This window comes from Niastella populi (assembly GCF_002078015.1).
Classification (GTDB): domain Bacteria; phylum Bacteroidota; class Bacteroidia; order Chitinophagales; family Chitinophagaceae; genus Niastella; species Niastella populi.
In genome coordinates this window covers 142,181-165,991 of sequence record NZ_LWBP01000078.1, presented here as the reverse complement: position 1 = coordinate 165,991, position 23,811 = coordinate 142,181, and the positions used below count along the sequence as shown (strand labels likewise).

The 23,811-nt window shown below is 46.7% G+C and carries 20 protein-coding genes and 1 pseudogene; 18 read left to right on the top strand and 3 right to left on the bottom strand.

The window, feature by feature from the left end; genetic code table 11:
• Positions 1–645: 645 nt before the first annotated feature.
• From A4R26_RS36220 to A4R26_RS08990, 4 genes and pseudogenes are all read left to right on the top strand, one after another.
• Positions 646–1,239, top strand: a pseudogene (locus A4R26_RS36220) (carboxypeptidase-like regulatory domain-containing protein); the annotation flags it as partial.
• Positions 1,240–3,661: 2,422 nt separating this feature from the next.
• Positions 3,662–3,934 carry a T9SS type A sorting domain-containing protein gene (locus A4R26_RS09000; RefSeq protein ID WP_081163452.1) on the top strand — a complete coding sequence of 91 codons (273 nt, stop codon included), beginning with the start codon at positions 3,662–3,664 and terminating at the stop codon, positions 3,932–3,934.
• A gap of 370 nt (positions 3,935–4,304) precedes the next feature.
• Positions 4,305–4,568, top strand: a complete 264-nt coding sequence (locus tag A4R26_RS08995) for a hypothetical protein (RefSeq protein ID WP_133054600.1) — start codon at positions 4,305–4,307, stop codon at positions 4,566–4,568.
• 202 nt (positions 4,569–4,770) lie between these two features.
• Positions 4,771–5,487: a pyridoxine 5'-phosphate synthase gene (locus A4R26_RS08990; RefSeq protein WP_081163450.1), complete on the top strand. Its 717-nt coding sequence runs from the start codon at positions 4,771–4,773 to the stop codon at positions 5,485–5,487.
• A 58-nt stretch (positions 5,488–5,545) separates the two neighbouring features.
• Here the strand turns inward: A4R26_RS08990 and A4R26_RS08985 are convergent, their stop codons facing one another.
• Positions 5,546–5,824 carry a GNAT family N-acetyltransferase gene (locus A4R26_RS08985; protein WP_081163449.1) on the bottom strand — a complete coding sequence of 93 codons (279 nt, stop codon included), beginning with the start codon at positions 5,822–5,824 and terminating at the stop codon, positions 5,546–5,548.
• A gap of 636 nt (positions 5,825–6,460) precedes the next feature.
• On the opposite strand from A4R26_RS08985, the gene A4R26_RS08975 reads away from it, so the two are divergent.
• The 14 genes from A4R26_RS08975 to A4R26_RS08910 all read left to right on the top strand — a co-directional run bounded on the left by A4R26_RS08975 (position 6,461) and on the right by A4R26_RS08910 (position 19,521).
• Entirely contained in the window at positions 6,461–7,885 is a 1,425-nt protein-coding gene (locus tag A4R26_RS08975; RefSeq protein WP_081163447.1) for an anthranilate synthase component I family protein, read from the top strand.
• Positions 7,886–7,947: 62 nt separating this feature from the next.
• On the top strand, positions 7,948–8,625 hold the full coding sequence (locus tag A4R26_RS08970) for an anthranilate synthase component II (protein WP_081163446.1): 678 nt from the start codon (positions 7,948–7,950) through the stop codon (positions 8,623–8,625).
• Positions 8,626–8,707: 82 nt separating this feature from the next.
• Positions 8,708–9,700, top strand: a complete 993-nt coding sequence (trpD, locus tag A4R26_RS08965) for an anthranilate phosphoribosyltransferase (protein WP_081163445.1) — start codon at positions 8,708–8,710, stop codon at positions 9,698–9,700.
• 110 nt (positions 9,701–9,810) lie between these two features.
• Entirely contained in the window at positions 9,811–10,596 is a 786-nt protein-coding gene (gene trpC, locus A4R26_RS08960) for an indole-3-glycerol phosphate synthase TrpC (RefSeq protein WP_081163444.1), read from the top strand.
• Between the two features lie 49 nt (positions 10,597–10,645).
• Positions 10,646–11,284, top strand: coding sequence for a phosphoribosylanthranilate isomerase (locus A4R26_RS08955; protein ID WP_081163443.1), 639 nt, complete (start codon positions 10,646–10,648; stop codon positions 11,282–11,284).
• Between the two features lie 112 nt (positions 11,285–11,396).
• Entirely contained in the window at positions 11,397–11,915 is a 519-nt protein-coding gene (locus tag A4R26_RS08950; protein ID WP_081163442.1) for a GNAT family N-acetyltransferase, read from the top strand.
• Between the two features lie 57 nt (positions 11,916–11,972).
• Entirely contained in the window at positions 11,973–12,701 is a 729-nt protein-coding gene (locus A4R26_RS08945) for a CTP synthase C-terminal region-related (seleno)protein (protein WP_081163441.1), read from the top strand.
• 11 nt (positions 12,702–12,712) lie between these two features.
• On the top strand, positions 12,713–13,960 hold the full coding sequence (trpB, locus tag A4R26_RS08940) for a tryptophan synthase subunit beta (RefSeq protein WP_081163440.1): 1,248 nt from the start codon (positions 12,713–12,715) through the stop codon (positions 13,958–13,960).
• A gap of 95 nt (positions 13,961–14,055) precedes the next feature.
• Positions 14,056–14,826 (top strand): tryptophan synthase subunit alpha, encoded by a 771-nt coding sequence (gene trpA, locus A4R26_RS08935; protein ID WP_081163439.1) that lies wholly within the window; start codon positions 14,056–14,058, stop codon positions 14,824–14,826.
• 12 nt (positions 14,827–14,838) lie between these two features.
• Positions 14,839–15,486, top strand: a complete 648-nt coding sequence (gene hisH, locus A4R26_RS08930; RefSeq protein ID WP_081163438.1) for an imidazole glycerol phosphate synthase subunit HisH — start codon at positions 14,839–14,841, stop codon at positions 15,484–15,486.
• 1 nt (position 15,487) lies between these two features.
• Entirely contained in the window at positions 15,488–16,627 is a 1,140-nt protein-coding gene (gene hisA / locus A4R26_RS08925; RefSeq protein ID WP_081163437.1) for a 1-(5-phosphoribosyl)-5-[(5-phosphoribosylamino)methylideneamino]imidazole-4-carboxamide isomerase, read from the top strand.
• Between the two features lie 252 nt (positions 16,628–16,879).
• Positions 16,880–17,641 carry an imidazole glycerol phosphate synthase subunit HisF gene (gene hisF, locus A4R26_RS08920; protein ID WP_081163436.1) on the top strand — a complete coding sequence of 254 codons (762 nt, stop codon included), beginning with the start codon at positions 16,880–16,882 and terminating at the stop codon, positions 17,639–17,641.
• Between the two features lie 181 nt (positions 17,642–17,822).
• Positions 17,823–18,425 (top strand): bifunctional phosphoribosyl-AMP cyclohydrolase/phosphoribosyl-ATP diphosphatase HisIE, encoded by a 603-nt coding sequence (hisIE, locus tag A4R26_RS08915; protein WP_081163435.1) that lies wholly within the window; start codon positions 17,823–17,825, stop codon positions 18,423–18,425.
• Between the two features lies 1 nt (position 18,426).
• Positions 18,427–19,521 carry a TlpA disulfide reductase family protein gene (locus A4R26_RS08910; RefSeq protein WP_081163434.1) on the top strand — a complete coding sequence of 365 codons (1,095 nt, stop codon included), beginning with the start codon at positions 18,427–18,429 and terminating at the stop codon, positions 19,519–19,521.
• A gap of 245 nt (positions 19,522–19,766) precedes the next feature.
• Here A4R26_RS08910 and A4R26_RS08905 read toward each other — a convergent pair whose 3' ends face one another.
• Positions 19,767–20,876: a DUF2911 domain-containing protein gene (locus A4R26_RS08905; protein WP_081163433.1), complete on the bottom strand. Its 1,110-nt coding sequence runs from the start codon at positions 20,874–20,876 to the stop codon at positions 19,767–19,769.
• Between the two features lie 362 nt (positions 20,877–21,238).
• Positions 21,239–23,632 (bottom strand): transglycosylase domain-containing protein, encoded by a 2,394-nt coding sequence (locus tag A4R26_RS08895; protein ID WP_081163431.1) that lies wholly within the window; start codon positions 23,630–23,632, stop codon positions 21,239–21,241.
• Positions 23,633–23,811: the final 179 nt, after the last annotated feature.

The window sequence follows — 23,811 nt, the reverse complement described above, 5'->3', positions numbered from 1 at the left end:
ATATCAGCCCCTGTACAAAACACGCCTTCCAGGAAAATATTATTAAGTAAGTTTGTTCAAAGTAGAAATCCCCCACAGCCTGTCCCGCTTTCAGCGGGAACCTGCAATCAGCATCTTTCTCCGGCATCACTCATTTTTGATCACTTTCCTTTTCTTTCTGCATCTGTGCGCTGATCGCGTTGTTGTAATCGTATTTCCCAACCTAATGCCAAATATTAACATGCTTATAATCAGTCGTTTATATGCATGCCGAAAAATGCCGTTGTCCACCGCAGGGAACAGTATTCCAGAATTTGGCAACGGTATTGGCATTGCTACAAAGAAGCACTTATAAGATTAATATAATGTGTACATACGTAGTGATCGTTTGCAAGTGTTTGTGTGCGTTAGACGCAAATGTTGATGTGCTAATTTGCTAATGAGAACTTGTATTTGTGTTCTGTACAACCAAAGTTGTCAATAATAATCAACAAGTCGCTTTTCGATAAAATTTCCCTGTAACCTGGATCTTATAACCTGCAACTAAATATAGTGCGGCCTGAACCGGCGCCCGGTAACCGGCACCCGGTAACAATAAAATTGCCCATTTTCAGTTTCTAATGACGTCAATTTCAACTAATTTCGACGGCACTAAAACATACCCGGGTGAAATTTGTCCCTTTTTTACTGTTATTCTTCGCAGTTGGTTTTTCCACTGAGGTGGTTGCGCAAAAGAAAACGGCCTGGGTTACTGGCCGGGTTGTGGGTGAAAATGAACAACCTCTCGGAAATGTTTCAGTAGTGATACTGGGACGCCTAAAGGGCATCACAACTTCCGATTCCGGTACCTTTCGCCTGCGCGTTCCGGCCGATAAAGCATTTGCCATCGTTTTCAGCTATACCGGGTATAAAACCGAACAACGCAATTTCCTGCTCAACGAAAATGAGGAAGAACACCTGGTGGTGCGCCTCGAGCGCGGCGCCCGCGAGCTGGAACCTGTGGTAATTACCGACCAGCGGCAACGGCGCGAGGCCGGCCTGGTGGTCATCAATCCAAAAAACGCCATCAATATTCCTTCGCCCACCGGTGGTATCGAAAGCCTCATAAAAGTATTCGTCGGTTCCAACAATGAGCTTACCTCGCAGTATTCGGTACGTGGCGGTAACTACGACGAGAACCTGATCTATGTGAACGATTTTGAAGTTTTCCGTCCATACCTGGTGCGTAGCGGCCAGCAGGAGGGGCTCAGTTTTATTAATCCCGAACTGGCGCGCAATGTGAGCTTTTATAATGGCGGCTTCCAGGCAAAGTATGGCGATAAAATGTCGTCGGTTCTCGATATTCAATATAAAAAGCCGCGCAATTTCGGCGGTTCGGTATATGCTGGCCTGCTTGAACAGGGCCTCCATCTCGAAGGCATTACAAAGAACAACAGGTTCAGTTACCTCATAGGCGTTCGTAACCGCAGCAACCGCAACCTGCTTAAAAGCCAGGAAACCCAGGGTAATTATGTGCCCTCTTCTTCCGACCTGCAGGCCCTGCTTACCTGGCAGTTGAATGCAAAGAACAGCATTGAACTGATGGGAAACATTTCCCAAACCAAATTCACGCTGGTACCTGAATACAGCCAGCTCACCTCATCGGTATTCTCGCCCTATTTCAGCGCCAATCTTGGACTGGATATTTATTTCCAGGGCCGGGAAGAAGACAGGTACCGCACCAACATGGTGGGTTTATCGTTGACCCAGAACCCTAAAAAAAACCTGCGGCTGAAATGGATGCTTAGCCGATTCGAAAACGACGAACGCGAAGGCATCGATATTACCGGTGCATATATTTTTGGCGAACGCGAATTCGATAAAACCAAAGCAGATTTTGGATTGATCAACAACCCGCTTGGGGCCGGATTGTATCAGAACTATGCCCGTAACAAACTCAATATCCAGGTTTGGAATGCCTCGCATAAGGGCTTTCTCGATATGGGAAAACATTACCTGCAGTGGGGGCAAAGCGTAGAACGGCAAACGATAAGCGATAAACTGCATGAATGGGAGTACCAGGATTCGGCAGGTTACAGCCTCCCTTATGATCGCGGTAATTTTATTTTAAATAAAGTATTGAACTCAAAGGCCGACCTTACCATAACCCGGCTTACCGGTTATATTCAGGATAATATAATAGTTGGCGGCGATTCAAGTGGGGTAGTGTTACAGGCCGGTGCGCGTTACAATGTAAATGATCTGAATAATGAGTTGCTGATCTCGCCCCGTGTTGGCTTCTCCTGGAAGCCTGCGCACTGGAAACGCGATGTTATCTTCCGCGGCGCGGCCGGTATTTATAATCAACCGCCGTTTTACCGCGAATTACGCCGGTACGATGGAACGGTGAACAAGGATCTGAAAGCGCAAAAAAGCTGGCAGGTATCTGCCGGGTTCGATTACAATTTCCGCTCGGGCAGCCGGCCGTTCAGGTTGGCCACCGAAGCATATTATAAAAGCATGTGGGATGTAGTGCCCTATGATATCGATAATGTAAGGTTGCGTTATTTTGGCGAGAACCAGGCAAAGGCCTACGCTGCCGGTTTTGAGGCCCGCCTGTTTGGCGAGCTGATAAAAGATGCGGAAAGCTGGATAAGCCTCGGCTTTATGCGTACCCGCGAAAACCTGAAAGGCGATACGTATTACGATTACAAGGTCGACGATGCCGGTACGGTAACCGACAGCACCCTGAAAGAAGCGGGCTGGTTACGCCGTCCGTCAGACAGGTTGTTCACCTTCGGGATGTTCCTGCAGGATTACCTGAGCACCAACAAGAACTTTAAAGTATACCTCAATTTCCTGTACGGCAGCAACCTGCCCTATAATATTCCCAACAGTGTAAAGTACCGCAATGCGATGATCATCGATCCTTATATAAGGATCGATCTGGGCTTTAGCGCGTTGCTGCTCGATAGCGAGAAAAGCAATCGCCGCAGCCATAGCCCGTTCCGCAATTTTGAGAACATCTGGGCTACGCTGGAGGTGTTCAACCTCATCGACCGCGACAATACCATTTCATACCTGCTCATCAAGGATTTTTCGAACACCGTATTTGCCATGCCGAACCGGCTTACGCCCCGTTTGCTGAACGTGAAGCTGGTGGCGAGGTTTTGATACAAACGGTCCCTGAAGGAAAATAGAAGACAACCTATATAGTATAAGAAGCCGGGTTACCATTATGGTGATCCGGCTTTTTTGGGGCATTATTATCAGGTACTATCCAGGGGTTTCCGGGGGTTGAGTTAGTCGTTATCCCGCCTTATTCCCGGGATCTTCCCGCTCTATTTACAGCCAGAATATCTCGGGAACATCTCCGGAATATATCGGGAATATCTCCGGGATATCTATAATTCTCCTATGAAAATGAGAGGGGGTTACCTGTAATCCGCGCCAGGCTCACTTTAGCCAGGTGTTAGTGCGTATTGTTATTGCTTACCGGATGTTGCAAATTGCTACTGCTGCCGTTGCCTTTGCCAATCGACTTCCCGTTTTCCAACCTCTTTTCCAAAAATGAGAATGAAGCGTTTAAACATGATTTCATAAATGATTGCTTATCATGTACTTAACTTTTGGCATTTTTATCGAATAACTATTCACGAACCCTAACGAACTAATTGCTTGAAAACCCAAAACCCTTAATTGTATGAGTATGATGGCTGTAAATGTGATAACAACCCGGCCCAACCCCTTTATTTCATCTCTTACCCTTGAGATAACTGCATCGGAAGATCAACCCGGCGTAGTACGTATGGCCGATACTACCGGAAAGATCATCAGTCTTTTTTTATGGAAGCTGAAAAAGGGCATCAACATCAGCAATATCAATAACCTCAACAAGCTTGGTACCGGTATGTACATGCTCGATTTGATGGATGAAGATGGTGTTATCTTATGCAGCACGAAGGTAGTAAAGTAACCGGTTTCCCATGGCGCAGGGAAGCACATACAGGTTTTCCTAAGTATTAAAAATGGAAACATGTATGCAAGACCGAAAACCGCGCCCAGCTTTCCCAAATTAATAAAGTTTTATCCCAAAAAGAGACAGGAGCAAACAAGATGGCCGGACATGAGATTGATTATGAGTGGTTTAAAATATGGCATCGCATTAGTAACCTTTTATCAAACCATTATTAGTGATACCATTAAGCCATAGTCATAACACAGAAGAGCACAAGGCGGAGAAAAACGCTGTATCAATGAGGCAAAAGCTGAACAGGATATTGCAGATTGACCAGACTTCACAAAATGAAGCTCGTGGTTCTTCAGAAGCCCCAAATTCAGAAATTATGATCCCTAAAGTTGTTGTCCGCCCCAACCCTTTCTTCACCTCCATAACGCTCGACGTAACCTGTGTGCAGGGCAAACATGTTATAGTGCGGATGTTCGATGAGGACGATAAGATCGTAAAAATGTTCAGTTGGTTTCTGGTAAAAGGAATTAACATAACCAACATAAGTGAAGTTGAATTTTTACCAACTGGTGTTTATTCGCTCGACATCGTAGACCTGGAAGGAGACATTTTATACAGTACAAATATTTCAAAAGGCTAGAAAATATAGAGAACCCCTAACCCCAACGAGGAGCTGTTGCAAAACAGCTCTTTTTTTATGCTTAACGCGGAATACAGCCGAAAGCCGAAAGCCGAAAGCGAATGCGAATACACGCCGCCGCGGAACCCGACAGCTATTAATAGCGAGTGCCAATTAAAAGAACTTAGAACAAAAAACTAAGAACTTATAACTAATTTTGGGCATGACAAAGCTGAGTGTAAACATCAACAAATTTGCCACGTTGCGCAATAGCCGCGGTGGTAATAATCCCGATGTAGTAAAAGCGGCCATCGATGCGCAGCGGTTCGGCGCCGATGGCGTAACCGTGCATCCCCGGCCCGATGAGCGGCATATCCGTTATGCCGATGTGCGTGAGATAAAAAAGATCATCACTACCGAGTTCAATATAGAAGGAAATTGCAGTGAGCAGAAGTTTGTTGACCTGGTGCTGCAAACGCAACCCCACCAGGTAACGCTGGTACCCGATGCAGAAGGACAGTTGACAAGCGACCATGGCTGGGATACCATTAAACACCGCGATTACCTGCGGGAAATGATTCAGGTATTTCAAAAGGCCGGTATTCGCGTATCGATCTTTGTTGACCCGGTTGTGGAAATGGTGAATGGCGCTGCCGAAACCGGAACCGACCGTATAGAATTGTATACCGAAGGCTACGCCCGCGAATATGCGAATGGTAAAGAAAAGGCCATTGCCGGTTATGTAGCGGCTGCCAAAAGAGCCAATGAACTAAAGCTGGGCATCAATGCCGGTCACGACCTCGACCTGAACAACCTGGCTTATTTCTCACAAAATATTCCGGGTTTGCTGGAGGTATCTATAGGGCATGCGTTGATAAGCGACGCCTTGTACCTCGGGTATGAAAATACCATTCAGTTGTATAAAAGACAGTTGAAATAAGTTGAAAATGTTGACGGGTTAACAGGTTAACAAGTTAACTCGTCAACTTGTTAACCTGTTACACCAGCACATCCTGCCACTCAGGCATTTTATCCAATACCGATTTCGCAAAAGGGCAGAGCGGAACGATCTTGATGTTATGGGTGCGGGCATATTCAACAGCGGTTTGTACCATTTGTTTGCCAACGCCTTTTCCGCTGAGGGAATCATCTACTTCAGTATGCTCGATGATCATTTTGTTAGGGGCCATAGTATACACCATTTCGGCAAGGATGGCGCCATCCTGCCCTACATAGAACATACCTTTCCCATTTAACTGTTTGTGTTGTATTACCATAATGAATAGGAATAATAAATCAATTTCTGATTGTGAGATGTAGTGATTTTGCGATTTCTTATGATTTAGCCTTCCGACAAATCTAAAAATCTCCAAATCCCGAGATCTCGAAATTACTTCATGCCGGCAAGCGGTTTAGAGGTATTTTGGGTTGTTGCGTGGCTGTATATTGTTTACCATCAGGTTCTTCCAGGCCAACGGCAATTGACGGCTAAAATTCGCATTTTTATTTAAATAGTACGTTAAGGATAAGAAGAAATTGAAAGAAAAGAAACATCCATATACAGGGTTACCTTCCTTAACCGATCCGTATGTAAGAAGTATATCAATTACCAAACATAACCGGTTTTATTATAGGATTTCTAAAGATTGGCTTTGAATTGTAAATATTTTCGACACCCGGCTGCATCCTGATAAAAATACCTTCAGTTACAACAAAATAAATTTGGTCAATTCATTTTTGCAAAGCACTTTTGTAAACGTAATGAAAAAGCAATTACAAAATAATCATTGGTGGTGGCATACAAACTCTAAAAGGGGCTTGTAAGCTGCTATTGATGTTTTATTAAAACATAATATTCAGGCCCCGACGTTACCGTCGGGGTTTTTTTTTGAATTTTTTAAGGGCTATGCTCAATGAAAAAGATAAATATTACTACAAATTGTAAAAAGCTGCTGGCTGATGTATTCACGCCGGTGGGCATTTACCTCCGGGTGCGCGATCGTTTTCGCGATACGGTGCTCCTCGAAAGTACCGACCACCATGCCGCCGACAACAGCTACTCCTTCATCTGCATCAATGCCATCGCCGGCATAGAGATCACTTCCGCCAAAAGCATCGAATTCAAATTACCCGGCCTCCCTCCCGAAAAAGCCGCCATCTCAAACAGCGCCGAAGTACCTGAAAAACTGTGGGAATTTATGCAGCGCTTCGAGGCTGCTCCCGGTGGAAAAGAAACAAAATTTGCCCAGGGGCTGTACGGTTACACTACGTACGACGCCGTTCAGTTCTTCGACACCATTCAACTGGGCGTTGAACGCAAATCGCCCAACGGGCAACCGGTAATTCCCCTTATGCGGTATCGCCTGTACCAGTATGTAATTGCGATCAATCATCATAAAGACGAACTGTTCATTTGCGAAAATACCATGCCGGGTGTCGAAAGCGAGCTGGCCGTGGTGGAATCGCTCATCCGCAGTAAAGATGTGCCTGTGTATCCTTTCAAAACAAAGGGGCCTGAGGCATCGAACATGACCGATACCGATTATACCGATATGGTGAAGAAAGGCATTCAGAGCTGTATGCGGGGCGATGTGTTCCAGATAGTGCTGAGCCGGTGTTTTGAACAGGGTTTTACCGGTGATGAATTTGCGGTATATCGCGCGTTACGCAGCATCAACCCATCACCATACCTGTTCTTCTTTGATTATGGCGATTATAAACTGATGGGTTCTTCGCCCGAAGCCCAGCTTATTATGCAGAACGGCAAAGCGGTGGTTCACCCTATAGCGGGCACCTTCAAACGCACCGGTGATGATGAAACCGACCAGCGTGAAGCGGAACGCCTGTTACACGATGCCAAGGAAAATGCCGAGCATGTAATGCTGGTAGATCTGGCGCGAAACGACCTCAGCCGCCTGTGCGATGAAGTAAAAGTAGAGCACTATCGCGAAGTACAATATTATTCGCACGTAATACACCTGGTAAGTGAGGTAAGCGGCAAAGTGCGCACGGGCAGCAACCCGTTTGCATTACTGGCGAAAACCTTTCCCGCCGGTACGTTGAGCGGCGCACCCAAGTTCAAGGCCATGGAGCTCATCGATGCTTTTGAGCCAACCGCCAGAAGTTACTATGGTGGCGCCATCGGGTTTATGGGTTTCGACGGCCAGTGCAATCATGCCATCATGATCCGCACGTTTATGAGCCGCCATAACAAACTCATATACCAGGCCGGTGCCGGTGTGGTGGCCGCCAGCAAACCCGAAAGCGAATTACAGGAAGTAAACAACAAACTGGGCGCGTTGAAAAAAGCCATCGTGTTTGCCCAGGAAATATTTTAAACGGTACCCGGCTGAAGTACAGCTAGCATCGTTCTCCGTTCAGCACCATAACATACTTGAACATGAAGATCCTTGTTTTTGATAACTACGACTCTTTTACCTACAACCTGGTACACCTGGTTGAAAAGATATTGCATCAAAAAGTAGAAGTTCACCGCAACGACCAGCTGCCGCTGGAAAAAGTAAAGGATTACGATAAGATCATTTTGTCGCCAGGGCCCGGTATTCCTGAAGAAGCCGGACTGTTGCTGCCGCTGATAAAAGAATATGCGGCCAGCAAATCAATACTTGGTGTTTGTTTGGGCCACCAGGCCATTGGGCAGGCATTTGGCGGAAAGCTGGTTAACCTCAGTACGGTGTATCATGGCGTGGCTACGCCAATACAGTTGACCGGCCGTAAACCGGAAAATGGGAAAGGTGAATCGGCAAACGTAAAAAGGAAACCGGCAACTGCTAACCGGCAACCGGCAACAGCCACTGAAATAGAGCAGGTGCCAACCGCCATCAAAAATTCATTGTTTGAAGGTTTACCCAACGAATTCGAAGTAGGCCGGTATCATAGCTGGGTGGTAAGTGAAGAAGGATTTCCTGAAGAACTGGAGATCACCGCCCGCGATGCAAATAATTTCATCATGGCATTGCAGCATAGGCAGTATGATGTACAGGGCGTGCAGTTTCACCCCGAAAGTGTGTTGACGCCAAAGGGGGAAGATATTTTACGCAACTGGCTGAAGGCATAATAGCTAATGTGATAATGTGATAATTCGATAATGTGATAATGGAATACAGAATATAAAAAATGGTTCATCATTCATAAGCAATATGAAAAAGATATTACAATACCTTTTCGAACATAAAACCCTGAGCCGCGAACAGGCAAAGGAAGTTTTAATGAATATTGGCAAAGGTGTATATAACGAACATGAAGTAACGGCCTTTATGACTGTTTACCTCATGCGCAGTGTAACCATTGAAGAACTGCAGGGATTTCAGGAAGCCCTGCTGGAGTTGTGCGTAAAGGTCGACCTGAACGGTTTCCCCGTTATCGATATCGTGGGTACCGGTGGTGATGGAAAAAATACCTTCAATATTTCTACCCTCAGTTGCTTTATAGTGGCCGGTACCGGTCAAAAAGTGGCCAAGCATGGAAACTACGGAGCCTCGTCGATCAGTGGCGCTTCAAACGTAATGGAGCAGTTGGGATACAAATTCAAGAATGACCCAGGCCGGCTGAAGAAAGAAGTGGATGAAGCCAATATCTGTTTCTTACATGCGCCCCTGTTTCACCCCGCATTAAAAACTGTTGGGCCTATCAGGAAGAACCTCGGCATGCGCACGTTCTTCAACATGCTCGGCCCCATGGTGAACCCGGCCTTCCCGCCGTTTCAACTGATAGGGGTATATAACCTGGAGATGGCGCGTATTTACAATTACCTGTTACAATTATCAGATAAAGCATTCACCATTATTCATAGCCTCGACGGGTACGATGAAATATCGCTTACCAACGATACCAAGGTGATCACCAATAACGGCGAAAAAATAATGACGCCCGAGCAACTCGGAAAACGAATGGTGAACCCCACTGATATCTATGGCGGCAACACGGTGGAAGAAGCTGCTAAGATCTTCACCAGAATATTAAAGGGTGAAGGCACCTGGGCGCAGAATGCGGTTGTACTGGCCAACGCGGCCATGGCCCTGCATTGCACCGGAAATTACAAAACCTATGACGATGCCTATGCGAAAGCAGTAGAGAGTCTGGAGAGTGGCAGGGCGAATGAGGCATTGAAGAAGTTGGTTGCATTGCAGTAATTAGCCGATGTGCTAATTAGCTAATGGAATACAGAAACCGAATATTAAAATTTAAATGGGAGAGGGAAGCTGATGTTGAAGCATTCACCATTCACCATTGACCATGCACGATGAACATTCTCGATAAAATAATAGAACACAAAAGAACCGAAGTAGCCGAACGCAAAAAACAAACTCCGGTAAGCGAATTGGAGCAACAGGCTTTTTTCAACCGGCCGGTATTGTCACTTGCGCAGTTCCTGCTCGATGATGCAAAAACGGGGATAATAGCCGAGTTCAAACGTAAATCGCCCAGCAAAGGCATCATCAATGGTGCGGCCGATGTAGTAGAGGTAACTTCAGCCTATGCCCGCTTTGGGGCTTCGGGTTTATCGGTGCTCACCGATGAACTGTTCTTTGGCGGAAGCACAGCCGATCTCATCAGGGCCAGGGTGAACCAGGTGCCTGTTCTGCGTAAGGATTTTATGATAGATGAATACCAGATCGCCGAGGCCCGGGCTATGGGCGCCGATGTGATATTGCTTATCGCGGCCTGTTTAACCCCGGCCGAAGTAAAACGGCTGGCGACCTTTGCCGCCTCTTTACAACTGGAAGTGTTGCTCGAACTGCATGCCGAAGACGAGCTGGAACATATTTGCGACGAAACGAAACTGGTAGGCATCAACAACCGGAACCTCAAAACATTTGAAGTAGATATTGACCGCAGCCTGCGGATGGCGGAACGGATCCCTGCTGATAAAATAAAAATAGCGGAAAGCGGCATCAGCTCCGTTGCCAATATCAGGCTTTTTAAGGAACATGACTTTCGTGGGTTCTTAATTGGAGAAAATTTTATGAAAGAAGCTCATCCAGGCGAGGCATTTCATAAATTCATAGCGCAACTGGAATCGAAGTAAAATAGCGATTGCATGGCCATAACCCTAACACTTAAAATCTGACAACGCTATGCGAGTAAAAGTTTGCGGTATGACACTTCCTGAACAGGTGGAGCAACTGGGCCCAATGGGCGTTACCTTTGCGGGATTTATTTTTTATCCTAAAAGTCCGCGCTACGTTTTCAAGGGCCTCACCACCAGTCAGATCAGGAAAGAGAACAGTATCAACAAGGTGGGCGTTTTTGTAAATGCCTCTATTGAGGAAGTGTTGCATATGGTTGATGAATGCCGCTTGCATATGGTTCAGTTACATGGGGATGAAACGCCTAAGTATTGTGAGAAGATCGCTGATTATGTTTCGGTGGTAAAGGCCTTCCGCATTAGTGAAAACGATAATATTGAATGGATGGTAAAGCCTTATATGGATATGTGCGATATGTTCATGTTCGATACCATGGGCGCGGGGTATGGCGGAACCGGGAAAAAGTTCAACTGGAACATGCTGAAAGACGCAGCCATTGGCAAACCCTTTTTCCTGAGCGGCGGCATAGAGCCGGGTGATGAGGATGAACTGAACGAATTTGCCAAATTGCCCATAGGTAAAGCGCTATTCTCGGTAGACATCAATAGTAAGTTCGAGGTTAGTCCGGGTATAAAGGATATGGCCAAAATAAAAGAGTTTGTAACGCAATTGAACAGCCGGTATTAAATACAGTTTCTGATTTTAAGATTTATAGATTTTGTGATTTCAATACAGCCGGGAAGTCTGACAATTTGCTAAATCTCAAAATCGCTAAGTCTCAAAATCTAAATCTTATACTATGATACAGATACGGGCCGCTCTTGAAACAGACCTTCCGGCCATACTGGAAATTTATAACGACGCAATCATCAACACTACGGCGGTGTACGATTACGAACCGCATACCCTTGAAATGCGTAAACAATGGTTCCGGATAAAAGAAGCGCAGGGCTACCCGGTGTTTGTGGCTGAAGAAAATGGCAGGGTGGTGGGCTTTAGCTCCATTGGTCCGTGGCGTGCCTGGGCAGCGTATAAATATTCCGTGGAGAACTCGATCTATGTGGCGGCTGATCAACGCGGAAAAGGCATTGGTAAGAAATTACTTGAACCGTTAATAGAAGCCGCTGAACAGCTGGAACTGCATGCCATTATCGCCGGCATAGATGCTACCAATGAAGTAAGCATTAACCTGCACCGTAGTTTTGGTTTTACCGAAGCCGGACAGTTTAAACAGGTAGGTTACAAATTTGGCCGCTGGCTCGATCTTACGTTTATGCAGTTATTGCTAAAGACGCCGGAACAACCGGTTGACGGATAACAAAGGTGTGCACTTTCGAACTGTGGCACGCCTAAGAAGGCAATTAAACCTCATACTATGATAAAATTGGGCATCATGGGTGATTTTGTTGCTTCGAATGATACGCATATTGCTACCAACGAAGCATTTGATCACGCTGCCGGAAAGTTTGGTAAACCATTTCAGTACGAATGGGTAGATACTGACAGGATAGAACCTGAATTTGAGACCATCATTCGTTCGTACCACGGATTGCTGATAGCGCCGGGCAGTCCGTACAAAAGCATGTCGGGTGTGCTGAAGATAATAGAATACGCACGTACTCATAAAATACCTACGTTGGGTACTTGCGGTGGGTTTCAGCACATGATCATCGAATTTGCACGGAATGTACTCGGCATTACAGATGCGGAGCATGCGGAAACAAATCCTTACGCATCGAAGCTGATTATAAATCCGTTAAGCTGTTCATTGAAAGGGCAGCGGCTACAGATAAGAATAACAGACAGGGATTCGATGATCTATACTATTATGAAGACCCATGTCATGACCGAAAATTATTATTGCAATTTCGGTCTTAACCCTGAATATCAGCGGCAGATACATGAAGCAGGTTTTTTGATAACAGGGAGCGATTTGAATGGTGAGGTAAGAGTACTTGAGTTGAACGAACAGTTCTACCTTGCCACGCTTTTTGTTCCGCAGGTGAATTCAGGTTATGAAAAACCGCATCCTATATTACTGGCCTTACTTGACGCCATGGAACACCACAGCAACAAAAAGGTTGCACAGGGCGTAAGCAATTAAAAGTTTTAAAAATGACGACGACAACAACATATCAGCAACCCAATGCACAGGGGTATTATGGAAAGTTCGGTGGTGCATTCATTCCCGAAATGCTGCACCGCAATGTGGAAGAACTGAGATCGAAATACCTCGACATCATTTACGATGCTGCCTTTCAGAAAGAATTCAGATCGCTGCTGCACGATTATGCAGGCCGGCCTACGCCCCTGTATTTCGCACAGCGGTTGAGCAAACAATATGGCACCAATATTTACCTGAAGCGGGAAGACCTTTGCCATACCGGCGCACATAAAGTGAACAACACCATCGGGCAGATATTGCTGGCTGAACGGTTGGGCAAAAAACGGATCATTGCCGAAACCGGGGCCGGGCAACATGGCGTGGCTACCGCTACCGTATGTGCGCTGAAAGGCGTGGAGTGTATTGTGTATATGGGCGAAAAAGACATAGAGCGCCAGGCGCCGAACGTAGCCCGCATGAAAATGCTGGGCGCTACGGTGATCCCCGCTACCAGCGGCAGCAAAACGCTGAAAGACGCTACCAACGAAGCTATTCGCGACTGGATCAATAACCCCGTAGATACGCATTATATCATCGGCAGTGTGGTAGGGCCGCACCCGTATCCCGACATGGTAGCGCGTTTTCAAAGCGTGATCAGCGAAGAGATCAGGTGGCAGTTAAAAGAAAAAACAGGCAGCGAATTACCTACGCATGTACTGGCCTGTGTGGGCGGCGGCAGTAATGCAGCCGGCGCTTTCTATCATTTCCTCGAAGAACCAACGGTTCAACTGGTAGCCATAGAAGCGGCCGGCAATGGCGTGCATAGCGGTCTCAGTGCAGCCACCACCCAATTGGGCAAACCCGGTGTATTACACGGCAGCAAAAGCCTGGTAATGCAAACGGAAGACGGCCAGGTAGTAGAACCGCATAGTATCTCTGCCGGTCTCGATTACCCCGGCATCGGTCCCCTGCATGCGCATTTGTTCGATAGCCGGCGCGGCGCCTTCCTGAGCGCTACAGATGAACAGGCGCTGGAAGCCGCCTTTAACCTGGCCAAAAAGGAAGGAATTATTCCGGCACTGGAAAGCTCACACGCATTGGCGAGCCTTGAATTCCTTCAACCGGAATCGCCCAAGCCATCGGAAGCGCCTGTACCGGCAAATGCAAAATTCACCAAAGATTCAACAGTGGTGGTTTGCCTGAGCGGAAGAGGCGATAAGGATATGGCCACGTACATGAAAGCGATGAACATACAATAAAACTGTTACCGGGCTTTAATGCGGAACGCCCGCCAATGTTTGATCTGTAATAATTTGAGTCCCTGGTAACTGGTAACCCGAAACTGGCAATTAATATGAATCGGATAAATGAACTTTTTAAGCGTAAACAAAATGGTATCCTCAATGTGTATTGCACCGCCGGCTATCCGCAGCTGAACAGCACGGTACCGGTAATGGAAGCATTGCAGGAGAGCGGTGTTGATATGATCGAACTGGGAATGCCGTATAGCGATCCGCTGGCCGATGGCCCTGTGATACAGGCAAGCAGCTCTAAAGCGCTGGCCAACGGAATGACCATTGCCAGGTTATTTGAACAGCTGAGAGATTTCCGCAAGCAGGTATATGTACCTGTTATTTTAATGGGCTACATGAACCCTGTTTTACAATACGGGTTTGAAAAGTTTTGCCAGCATGCGGCTGATGCCCCGGTTGACGGACTGATCCTTCCCGATCTGCCCGAATATGAATTTGAAACGGAGTACGGTCCCATTATGCAGCGTTATGGGTTGGATTTCATTTTCCTAGTAACGCCCGAAACGTCGGAAGAACGTATTCGCAGGCTCGATAGCCTGAGCACGGGTTTCCTGTATGCGGTATCGTCATCTTCAACCACGGGGAAAGACAAGGATATGAATGCGGTTGATAATTATTTACAGCGCCTGCAAAAGATGCAGTTGAAGAATCCCGTGCTGGTGGGTTTTGGTATAAAAGACAAACCAACTTTTCAGCAGGCCTGTAGCCATGCCAACGGGGCAATTATCGGAACGGCGTTCATTAAAGCGCTGGAGAATACTCCCGATGTGGAGGGCACAATCAAAAAGTTTATAACTGATATTAAAAGCTGAGATAAATAACAAATGGACCTGGTAATAATAAAATACAATGCAGGAAATATTCAGTCGGTACTGTATGCGCTGGAACGTATCGGGGTGAATGCATTGGTTACTGATGATTACGAAAAAATTAAAAGTGCGGGAAAGGTGATCTTCCCGGGTGTGGGCGAGGCCAGCAGCGCCATGCGGTACCTGAAGGAGCACAAACTCGATACGCTGATAAAAGACCTGCAGCAGCCGGTACTGGGCATTTGCCTCGGTATGCAGCTGATGTGCGCTTACAGTGAAGAGAATGATACTACGTGCCTCAATATATTTGATGAGCACGTTAGGAAATTTATCCCCCCCACCGGGGGTGAGCAGGGGGGGGCGGTGGGAGGCCATTCCCACGCAGGCGAAGATGCTGTAGAACGGCTAAAAGTGCCGCAGATTGGCTGGAACAATATCTTCAACCTGAAAACTGACCTGTTCAAAGAACTGCCGGTGAACAGCTATTGTTATTTTGTGCATGGCTATTATGCTGCCCTGGGCGAACATACAATTGCCACGGCAGATTATATACAACCATATAGCGCTGCCCTGCACAAGGGTAATTTCTATGGCGTACAGTTTCACCCCGAGAAAAGCGCCAAAGCGGGAGAACAGATCCTGAAAAACTTTTTGAACCTGTAACATGTCGATACAACCTGTTCCTTTAAACGAAGTATGGGCCATGCGCCGGGAGGTAATGTACCCGCATGAAACCATTGAGTTTGTTAAGCTGGAAGATGATGAAACCGGAATGCATTTGGGATTGTACGATTTGGGAGAACTGGTTTCGGTTATCTCCGTTTTTGAAAAAGATGGCGCTGTACAGTTCAGGAAATTTGCCACCAGAACAAACTGGCAGGGCAGGGGATATGGAACTACCCTGTTGCAGTATGTAATGAACTGGGCGCGGCGCAATGGTAAGAAAAGCATCTGGTGCAATGCCCGGTTTACCGCAACGGCCATCTATAAAAAATTTGGTATGCAGGCCGTGGGAATGCCCTGGCAGAAATACGGCCTCGATTTTATAAAAATGGAAAAGCAATTATTACAGCAAAAGCATATGCAGATCATTCCGGCTATTGATATTATTGATGGAAAATGCGTTCGGTTAACGCAGGGTGATTATGAACAAAAGAAGGTTTACAACGAACACCCGCTTGAAGTGGCCAAACAGTTTGAAGACGCCGGTCTGCAACGCCTGCACCTGGTTGACCTCGATGGCGCCAAAGCAGGTGCGGTAAAGAACTGGAAAGTGCTGGAGGCCATTGCCGGTAAAACCGCGCTGGTTATTGATTTTGGCGGTGGCATAAAAACGGAGAAGGATGTAAACATCGTATTTGAATCGGGAGCAGCGTTGGCTACCATTGGAAGCCTGGCGGTAAAGAATGAATTTGAGTTTGTGAAATGGTTACTGCAATACGGCGCTGAAAAATTCCTGCTGGGGGCCGATGTAAAAGATGAAAAGATAACGGTAGGCGGCTGGCTCGAAACCACCGATATTTCGATCTATGACTTCCTGCAAAAATATGTTGATCATGGTGTGCAACAGGTATTTTGTACCGATGTAAGTAAAGATGGTTTGCTGGCCGGTCCGTCGGTTGAGCTGTATAAAAAGATCATCGAGCGTTTTCCTTCCTTACATTTCATTGCCAGTGGCGGCGTAAGTGCTATGGCCGACCTGGAGACCCTAGCAGAGATCGGTTGCGCCGGTGCGATAGTTGGGAAAGCTATTTATGAGAACCGGATCACGCTGGAGGATCTGAAGGGAGTTGGAAAAAGTTGACAAGTTAACGGGTTGACGAGTTGACAGGAGTTGAAAAGTTGATATAGTTTATAGAGGTGATAAAGTTGACAAAGAGAAAATAGTTCTCAGTTTTAAGTTCTTGGTTTTTTGTTTCGGGTTGCCGCGTGCGAAGCTGTATTTGCTTGTTGCTGTTTTGCCTTTCGCTTTCAGCTTTAGGCCTTCGGCTTTGAGCTGTATTTTGAATTCGATAATATAAAATAACCACTGAGGTTTCAGTAAAATAGTAAAGTAATGTTGTGTAAACGAATCATTCCCTGTTTAGATATAAAAGACGGCCGTACGGTGAAGGGGACCAATTTTGTAAATCTTCGCGATGCCGGCGATCCGGTAGAGTTGGGTGCATTGTATGCACAACAGGGCGCCGATGAGCTGGTGTTTTTAGACATTACCGCCACCGTTGAAAAACGAAAGACCCTGCGCGAACTGGTGAACCGGATTGCGCACCACATCAATATTCCGTTCACCGTTGGTGGCGGCATCAGCAGTGTTGACGATGTAAGTGCGCTGTTGCAGAACGGGGCCGATAAAATATCGGTCAATACCGCGGCCTTTAAAGATCCGCAACTGATCCATGACCTGGCCAGGGAGTTCGGCAGTCAGTGTGTGGTACTGGCCATCGATACACGGCAGGAAGAAGATGGCGAATGGTATGTGTACCTGAACGGCGGCCGTACTAAGACCGATGCCCGGTGTTTCGATTGGGCAAAACAGGCAGTTGAGCTGGGCGCCGGTGAGATCTTGCTTACCTCCATGAACCACGATGGCACCAAGGCGGGGTTTGCGTTAGATATAACACGAAAGCTGGCCACCCAGTTGCCTGTACCGGTAATTGCCTCCGGCGGCGGCGGCGCTATGGAGCATTTTGTTGATGTATTTGAACAGGCGCAGGCCGATGCGGCCCTGGCTGCCAGTATATTTCACTTTAAAGAAATAGCTATTCCGGAATTAAAGGGATATTTGCAGGGAAAAAATATTGAAATAAGGCCGGTTTAGTTGACAGGTTAACCGGTTTGACAAGAAGTTGAAAAGTTGATAGTGTTAATAAAGTTGATAAAGGCAGGCAGAACAAACGACAAATAATAACGCCAGCAAAAAAATATTTAATAATGAGGTCAATTCACTCCTCCTTCGCTTAGGCTTCGGACGGACAAGCATTGACCATTGACCATTCACCATGAAAGTTGATTTCAAAAAATACGCCGACGGCCTGGTGCCGGCCATTATTCAGGACTTCAACACCCATAAAGTACTGATGATGGGTTTTATGAACGAAGAGGCCCTGCATAAAACCATGTCGGAAGGCAGGGTTACCTTTTTCAGCCGCAGTAAACAAAGGCTGTGGACAAAAGGGGAGGAAAGCGGCAACCACCTGCTGGTAAAGGAAATTTTATCTGACTGCGACAATGACACCCTGCTGGTAAAAGCCCAGCCCCTGGGGCCCACCTGCCATACCGGGGCCGATACCTGCTGGAGCGAACGCAACCATAGCGACGACTTTTTGTATTACTTGCAGGATATCATTGAGTTACGTAAAAAGAGCGAAGATGAGAAGTCATATGTGCGCCAGCTTTTTAACAAAGGCCTCAATAAAATTGCCCAAAAAGTAGGCGAAGAGGCAGTAGAACTGGTAATCGAGGCCAAGGACAACAATGAAGAACTGTTCCTGAATGAGGCGGCCGACCTGCTTTTCCATTATTTGGTATTACTTAACGTAAAAGGTTATAATTTGCAACAGGTGGTAAGTATTTTACAAAACCGACATTCCAATAAAAAGTAACATGAAGAAGCTGATAGCGGGACTTTTTTTATTACCTGTTGCGGTGATGGCGCAGCAAAAGCAAACGGGATTTGTTATTACGGGCAACGTAACCGGACTGGCCGAAAACAGCCGGGTAACACTGGTTGACCTGAACAAACCTACCGATACCCTGGCGCGGGCCGTTGTGACAAAAGGAACCTTTGTATTAAAGGGAGTGGTGGCCGAACCCAATCTTCACCAGGTGAACTTTGATGTTGCCAGTAAGAAATCGGTATTGTTCATGGGCAATGAAAACATAACCATAAAGGGCAATATCGACAACGTGCAGCAGTTTGAGATAAAGGGTTCTGCAGTGAACAACGACTTCAGCGATTTTCAGCGGATCTTCAATCCCCTGTTTCAAACCCTTACTTCGCTGAACCAGAAAATGTATTCACAGCCGAACAGGCAGCCCAGCGATTCAATGATGGCTGTTTATAAACAGGCATATGACGCTACCGTAAATGCGATTGAAAAATTCGTGACCGATAAAAAGAATTCGCCGGTTACTCCATTTATGCTGGTGGTTACCCGCGAACTGGAGCAGGACCCCGTTAAGCTGGAGAGCAGGTTCAACCAGTTAACCCCTGCCAGTCAAAAGGGATTTTATGGCCAGATCTTACAACAGGGCATCGCCGACAGTAAAGTAGGCGCCATTGGCAGCGAGGCCATTGAATTCTCACAGAACGATACCACCGGTAAACCGGTATCGCTCACCTCGTTCAGGGGCAAATATGTGCTCATCGATTTCTGGGCAAGCTGGTGCAAACCCTGCCGTATGGAGAACCCCAACGTGGTTACCGCGTTCAACAAGTTTAAAAGCAAAAATTTCACCGTTCTGGGCGTTTCGCTTGATAAGGTTCGCGAGAACTGGATCCAGGCTATAAAAGACGATAATCTCGCGTGGACGCAGGTGAGCGATCTGCAACACTGGAACAATGCCGTGGCCCGCAAATACAAGATAGAAAGCATTCCGCAGAACTTCCTCATCGATCCCGATGGAAAGATAGTAGGCAAGAACCTCCGCGGCCAGGACCTCGAAGCGAAATTGTGCGAGTTGCTGGGTTGTAATTAAGTTACCAGCTAAAAGGAATAAAAAGATTATAAAGAAGGCCATCTGGATACCAGGTGGCCTTTATCGTGAAACGGGCTGTGAAATGTGAAATGCTCGTTGCTCAGGCTTCATAATTATTTTTCGGCATGCGCACAAACCGGCAATCTACTTAAATCGGCAATCGGTACTTGCTTTGCAGCCACCCAAGCCCTTAATAACCTGAACTGTATTTCATTATCACATTATCACATTATCAAATTATCACATTAGTTTATGTCTTTTCCCTCCTGTAAACTCTTTATCATTCTTTCAAGGTTCAACTTATTGCCGTTATCCGGCGCTTTGGGCAGGGCCTTTTGGGCAAAACCCAATGCTTTTTTATAGTCGCCAATGGCTGAATAACCGCGCGCCATACCCACCTGTGTGGTGAACTCGTTCGGGTGCTTATCGTAGTTTATTTTAAATACGTCGAATGCTTCTTTTTGTTTCTTTTGCTGCAGTAACTGCCGCGCATACGCGTGAATTTCGGGCACCGATCCCAATGGCAGCGCCTCCTTCATCAGGGCATCTGCTTCTGCTTCCTTGTTGAACTTTCTTAAATAACTGGCCCTGGTAGAAAGTGTGATAAAATTCTTTTGTCCAATGAAGGGGGAGTTCATGGCATCGTCGGCCCACTTCATGCCTTCTTCAAGATTTACATTGTTCTGTAAACAGAACTGTGCGGCCTGGTTGAAGCTTTGCCAGCCGGGATTGAAAGCTTTTTCACTACGCAACTCGCGCCGGAACGATTCCAGTTGCAGGTTGTTGTAATCGGTTTCTACCTTAAAGGGGATCATGAGTTTTTCCCATGACAGGGCAATGGTTGCGCCGTTACCGGTTTCATCGGTAAATGCATACGTTAACCATTCAACGCTTTTATCGAGCGGTTTGGGTTTTACTTTAACCCGCAATGCATCTTCTTTGGCATCGTAGTAGAAACTGCCCCATGAAGTGGAGTTCTTTGAAAAGATGACCGTGCATTCTTCGGGATCGTAAGCAATAAAGAAACCATATTTACCGGCAGGCAGTTCCTGTCCTTCAATGTTAACCGGGGTTGAGAATTCAATCACGGTGTTTTCATTGGCGCCGGCGCGCCAGGGTGCGGCCTTGCTGGTACCAAACCCCGGGTCGGTAAAACCTTTTTGTACCAGGTCGCCCCAGATCTTTCCTTCACGGCCTTTTACGGCTGGCCGGTCGTAATGAATGGTAACATCGGTGATGCCGATGCGTTCGCCAACAACGGCTTTTTTATTACCGCCAATAGGAGGTGTGGTTAACTGTGAGTAAGAAACGATGTAACATGCCATTGCAAAACAGGCAATCAGTATCTTTTTCATCTGTAAATATTTAATGTGTTTTGGCCAGCAGCCCGCCTGGACCGGAAGGCCATGGACATTTCATGTCAGTTATAGTTTTGAAATATAATCTACGTAGTATTTCAAAGCAGCTGCATGAATATTACACCTGCTGCGTAAAGGCTGGTTAGGTGGTTACAGGAGAAGGTTACCGGTTACCGGATGCCAGTTGCCGGACTCAGATTTATGGCAGCCTGAGTAAAGGCAGGCGTTACGCTTTACAGGCCTTGCAACCGGAGACTGGCTTCCGGGCGCGGGTTGCTGCAAATTGGGCTCCTTATAAAAGCAAACCCGTTGCCTGTAGCGGAATTACTGGCAACGGGTAACTTATAAAAGCTATCTGGTTAATCTTGATCTTTTCTGCCGAAGAGCCTTCTGAAGAAGCCTTTCTTCTTCTTTTCGTCTGCAGGCAGTGTTGAATCTTTGGGGATCTGGTTTTTGGTACTGGTTGCTTCCTGCAGTACCTTTTGTTCTTCCATTGCCTGTTTCGATTCGGTTGGAATGTTTTGCGTATCGGGTTTACCAAGGTATGCGTCAACACCGCCGTTGCCCATATCTTCTCCTTCGGCGCCGGGTGGCGGCGTATTTTCCGATGGATAATAATCGAAGTACTGGTTACGCATACTTTCAGGGGCTACGAATTTAGCCTGTTTGTCGAGCCCCAGCGTTTTATCGGCAAAGGCTTTGGCAAAGAAGGCTTCCCAAATGGGCCGGGCGGCAGCGCCACCATAACCGAGACCGCCTTCGAGGCGAATAAACCGGTCGTCGCAACCTATCCACACACCGGCCATCAGCTGGGGCGTAAAACCAAAGAACCATGCATCGGAGTTATCGTTGGTGGTACCTGTTTTTCCACCCATTTCAGCAATACCGAGGCGGCCCCGTAAGCCGGCTGCCGTTCCATAATCAACAGCGCCCTGCATCATGCGGGCCATGGTATAAGCAGTAGCCTGACTGATCACTTCTTTACGTTCGGTATCGAAACGGGCAAGCACATTACCGTTCTTATCTTCAATGCGGGTTATATAAACCGGTTTTATGCTAAAGCCGCCTGTTGGGAACATGCTGTACCCCCACATCATTTCATATAGCGACAGTTCGCACGAACCTAAGGCGATGGAAGGATAAGACGGCACCTTGGTTGGGATATTGATCTGGTGCAGAAATTCTGCAAACCGCTCGGGCGTGGTTTGCTTGATAATATAGGCAGCCACTTCATTTATAGAGTATGCCAGTCCGGTAGCCATACTGCGCGTACCGCTTACTTTAGGGTTAGGCTTTGCGGGCACATATCCTTTGTATTTGGGAAAGTATTGCTGCACGGCCTCGCACTGGGTTTCAGGCGTCATGCCATATTCTTCTATAGCCAGTGAATACAGGAATGGTTTTATTGACGAACCTACCTGCCGTTTCGTTTTCAGGTTAACGTGGTCGTATTTATAGTTCTTGAAATCGATACCGCCTACCCAGGCCTTTACCTGTCCGCTCAAAGGATCGGTGACCATAAAGGCGGTTTGCAGCATTTCGCGGTGGTATTTGATTGAATCGAGCGGCGACATGATGGTATCTTTCTCACGTTTGCTGTTCCAGGCAAACACTTTCATGCGCACTTTCTGTTTGAACGTTTTTTTGATATCCGCATCGCTTAAACCTTCGGCTTTCAGGCTGCGCCAGCGGTCACTGTTACGCATATTGCTTTCCAGTACATTTTCATGTCCCTTCCAAACCATGTCGTTTCGCAGGCTTTTCTGGCTGGCCAGCGCACGTTGTAACACAGGCAGGTGTTTGGCAACCGCTTCTTCCGCATACAACTGCATACGGGGATTGATAGTGGTGTATACATGCAGGCCATCTTCGTAGATGTCGTAATTGTCGCCATCCTGTTTTTTATTCTCGCTGCACCATTTCTTCAGGTCATCGCGGATCACATCGAGGAAGTAAGGCGCAATACCATTGTTCTCGTTAAGCTTTTTATAGTTGAGGCGAATAGGCTGTTTCTTCAGATTGGCTCCATCGCCTTCGGAGAGATAATTGTTGCGCGTCATTTGATCGAGCACGGTGTTCCGGCGTTCAAATGAGGCTTTGTAGTTGGTTCGCGGGTTATAGGTTCCGGTTGCTTTCAGCATGCCTATAAGCACTGCGGCCTCTTCCACATTCAGGCGATCGGGCTCCTTTGAAAAGAAGGTGCGTGATGCGTTGCGAATGCCATATACGTTATCGCTGAAGGAAACGGTATTGAGATAGAGGGCCAGGATCTCCTGTTTGGTGAAATTCCTTTCGAGTTTTACGGCAATGATATTCTCCTTTAATTTCTGGATCAGGCGGGTGAGCTTGTTCTCGGCCCGTTCATCGAACATATTCAGCGCCAGCTGTTGGGTAATGGTACTGCCGCCGCCTTCTTTACCCATATAGAAGATAGCCCGGGCCAGCGATTTGCCATCGATGCCGGAGTGATGGTAAAAGCGTTCGTCTTCCGTTGCTACCAGCGCGTCGACCACATGTTTTGAAATATCCTTGTATTGAACAAAGCTGCGGTTTCCCTTTTCTTTATAATATTTACCCAACATGGTTCCATCGTCGCCAAGCACCTCGCTGGCCAGGGTGATGGAAGGATTTTCCAGTTGGGCCAGCGAAGGCATTTTACCGAACAGGCCTGCGCTTATAAGGGTAAGCAGCAGCACAACCGCAAGGAATCCAATGAGAAATACTTTCCAGAATATTTTAACTGAGCGCGTCATAGTTGGGAATTTTGTAAACCGGGAATTGTACCCGGGATTTTACGAATTGCAAAAATCATGCTTTATACCAAATAAAACCAGGGACCATTACGAAAGTATTCTTAATAATTTTTTCAGGCCAGTTTTTTAGGCCACCGGCCGGGTTTGCTGGTCTAGTTAATTATTTTAACAGATTTTCC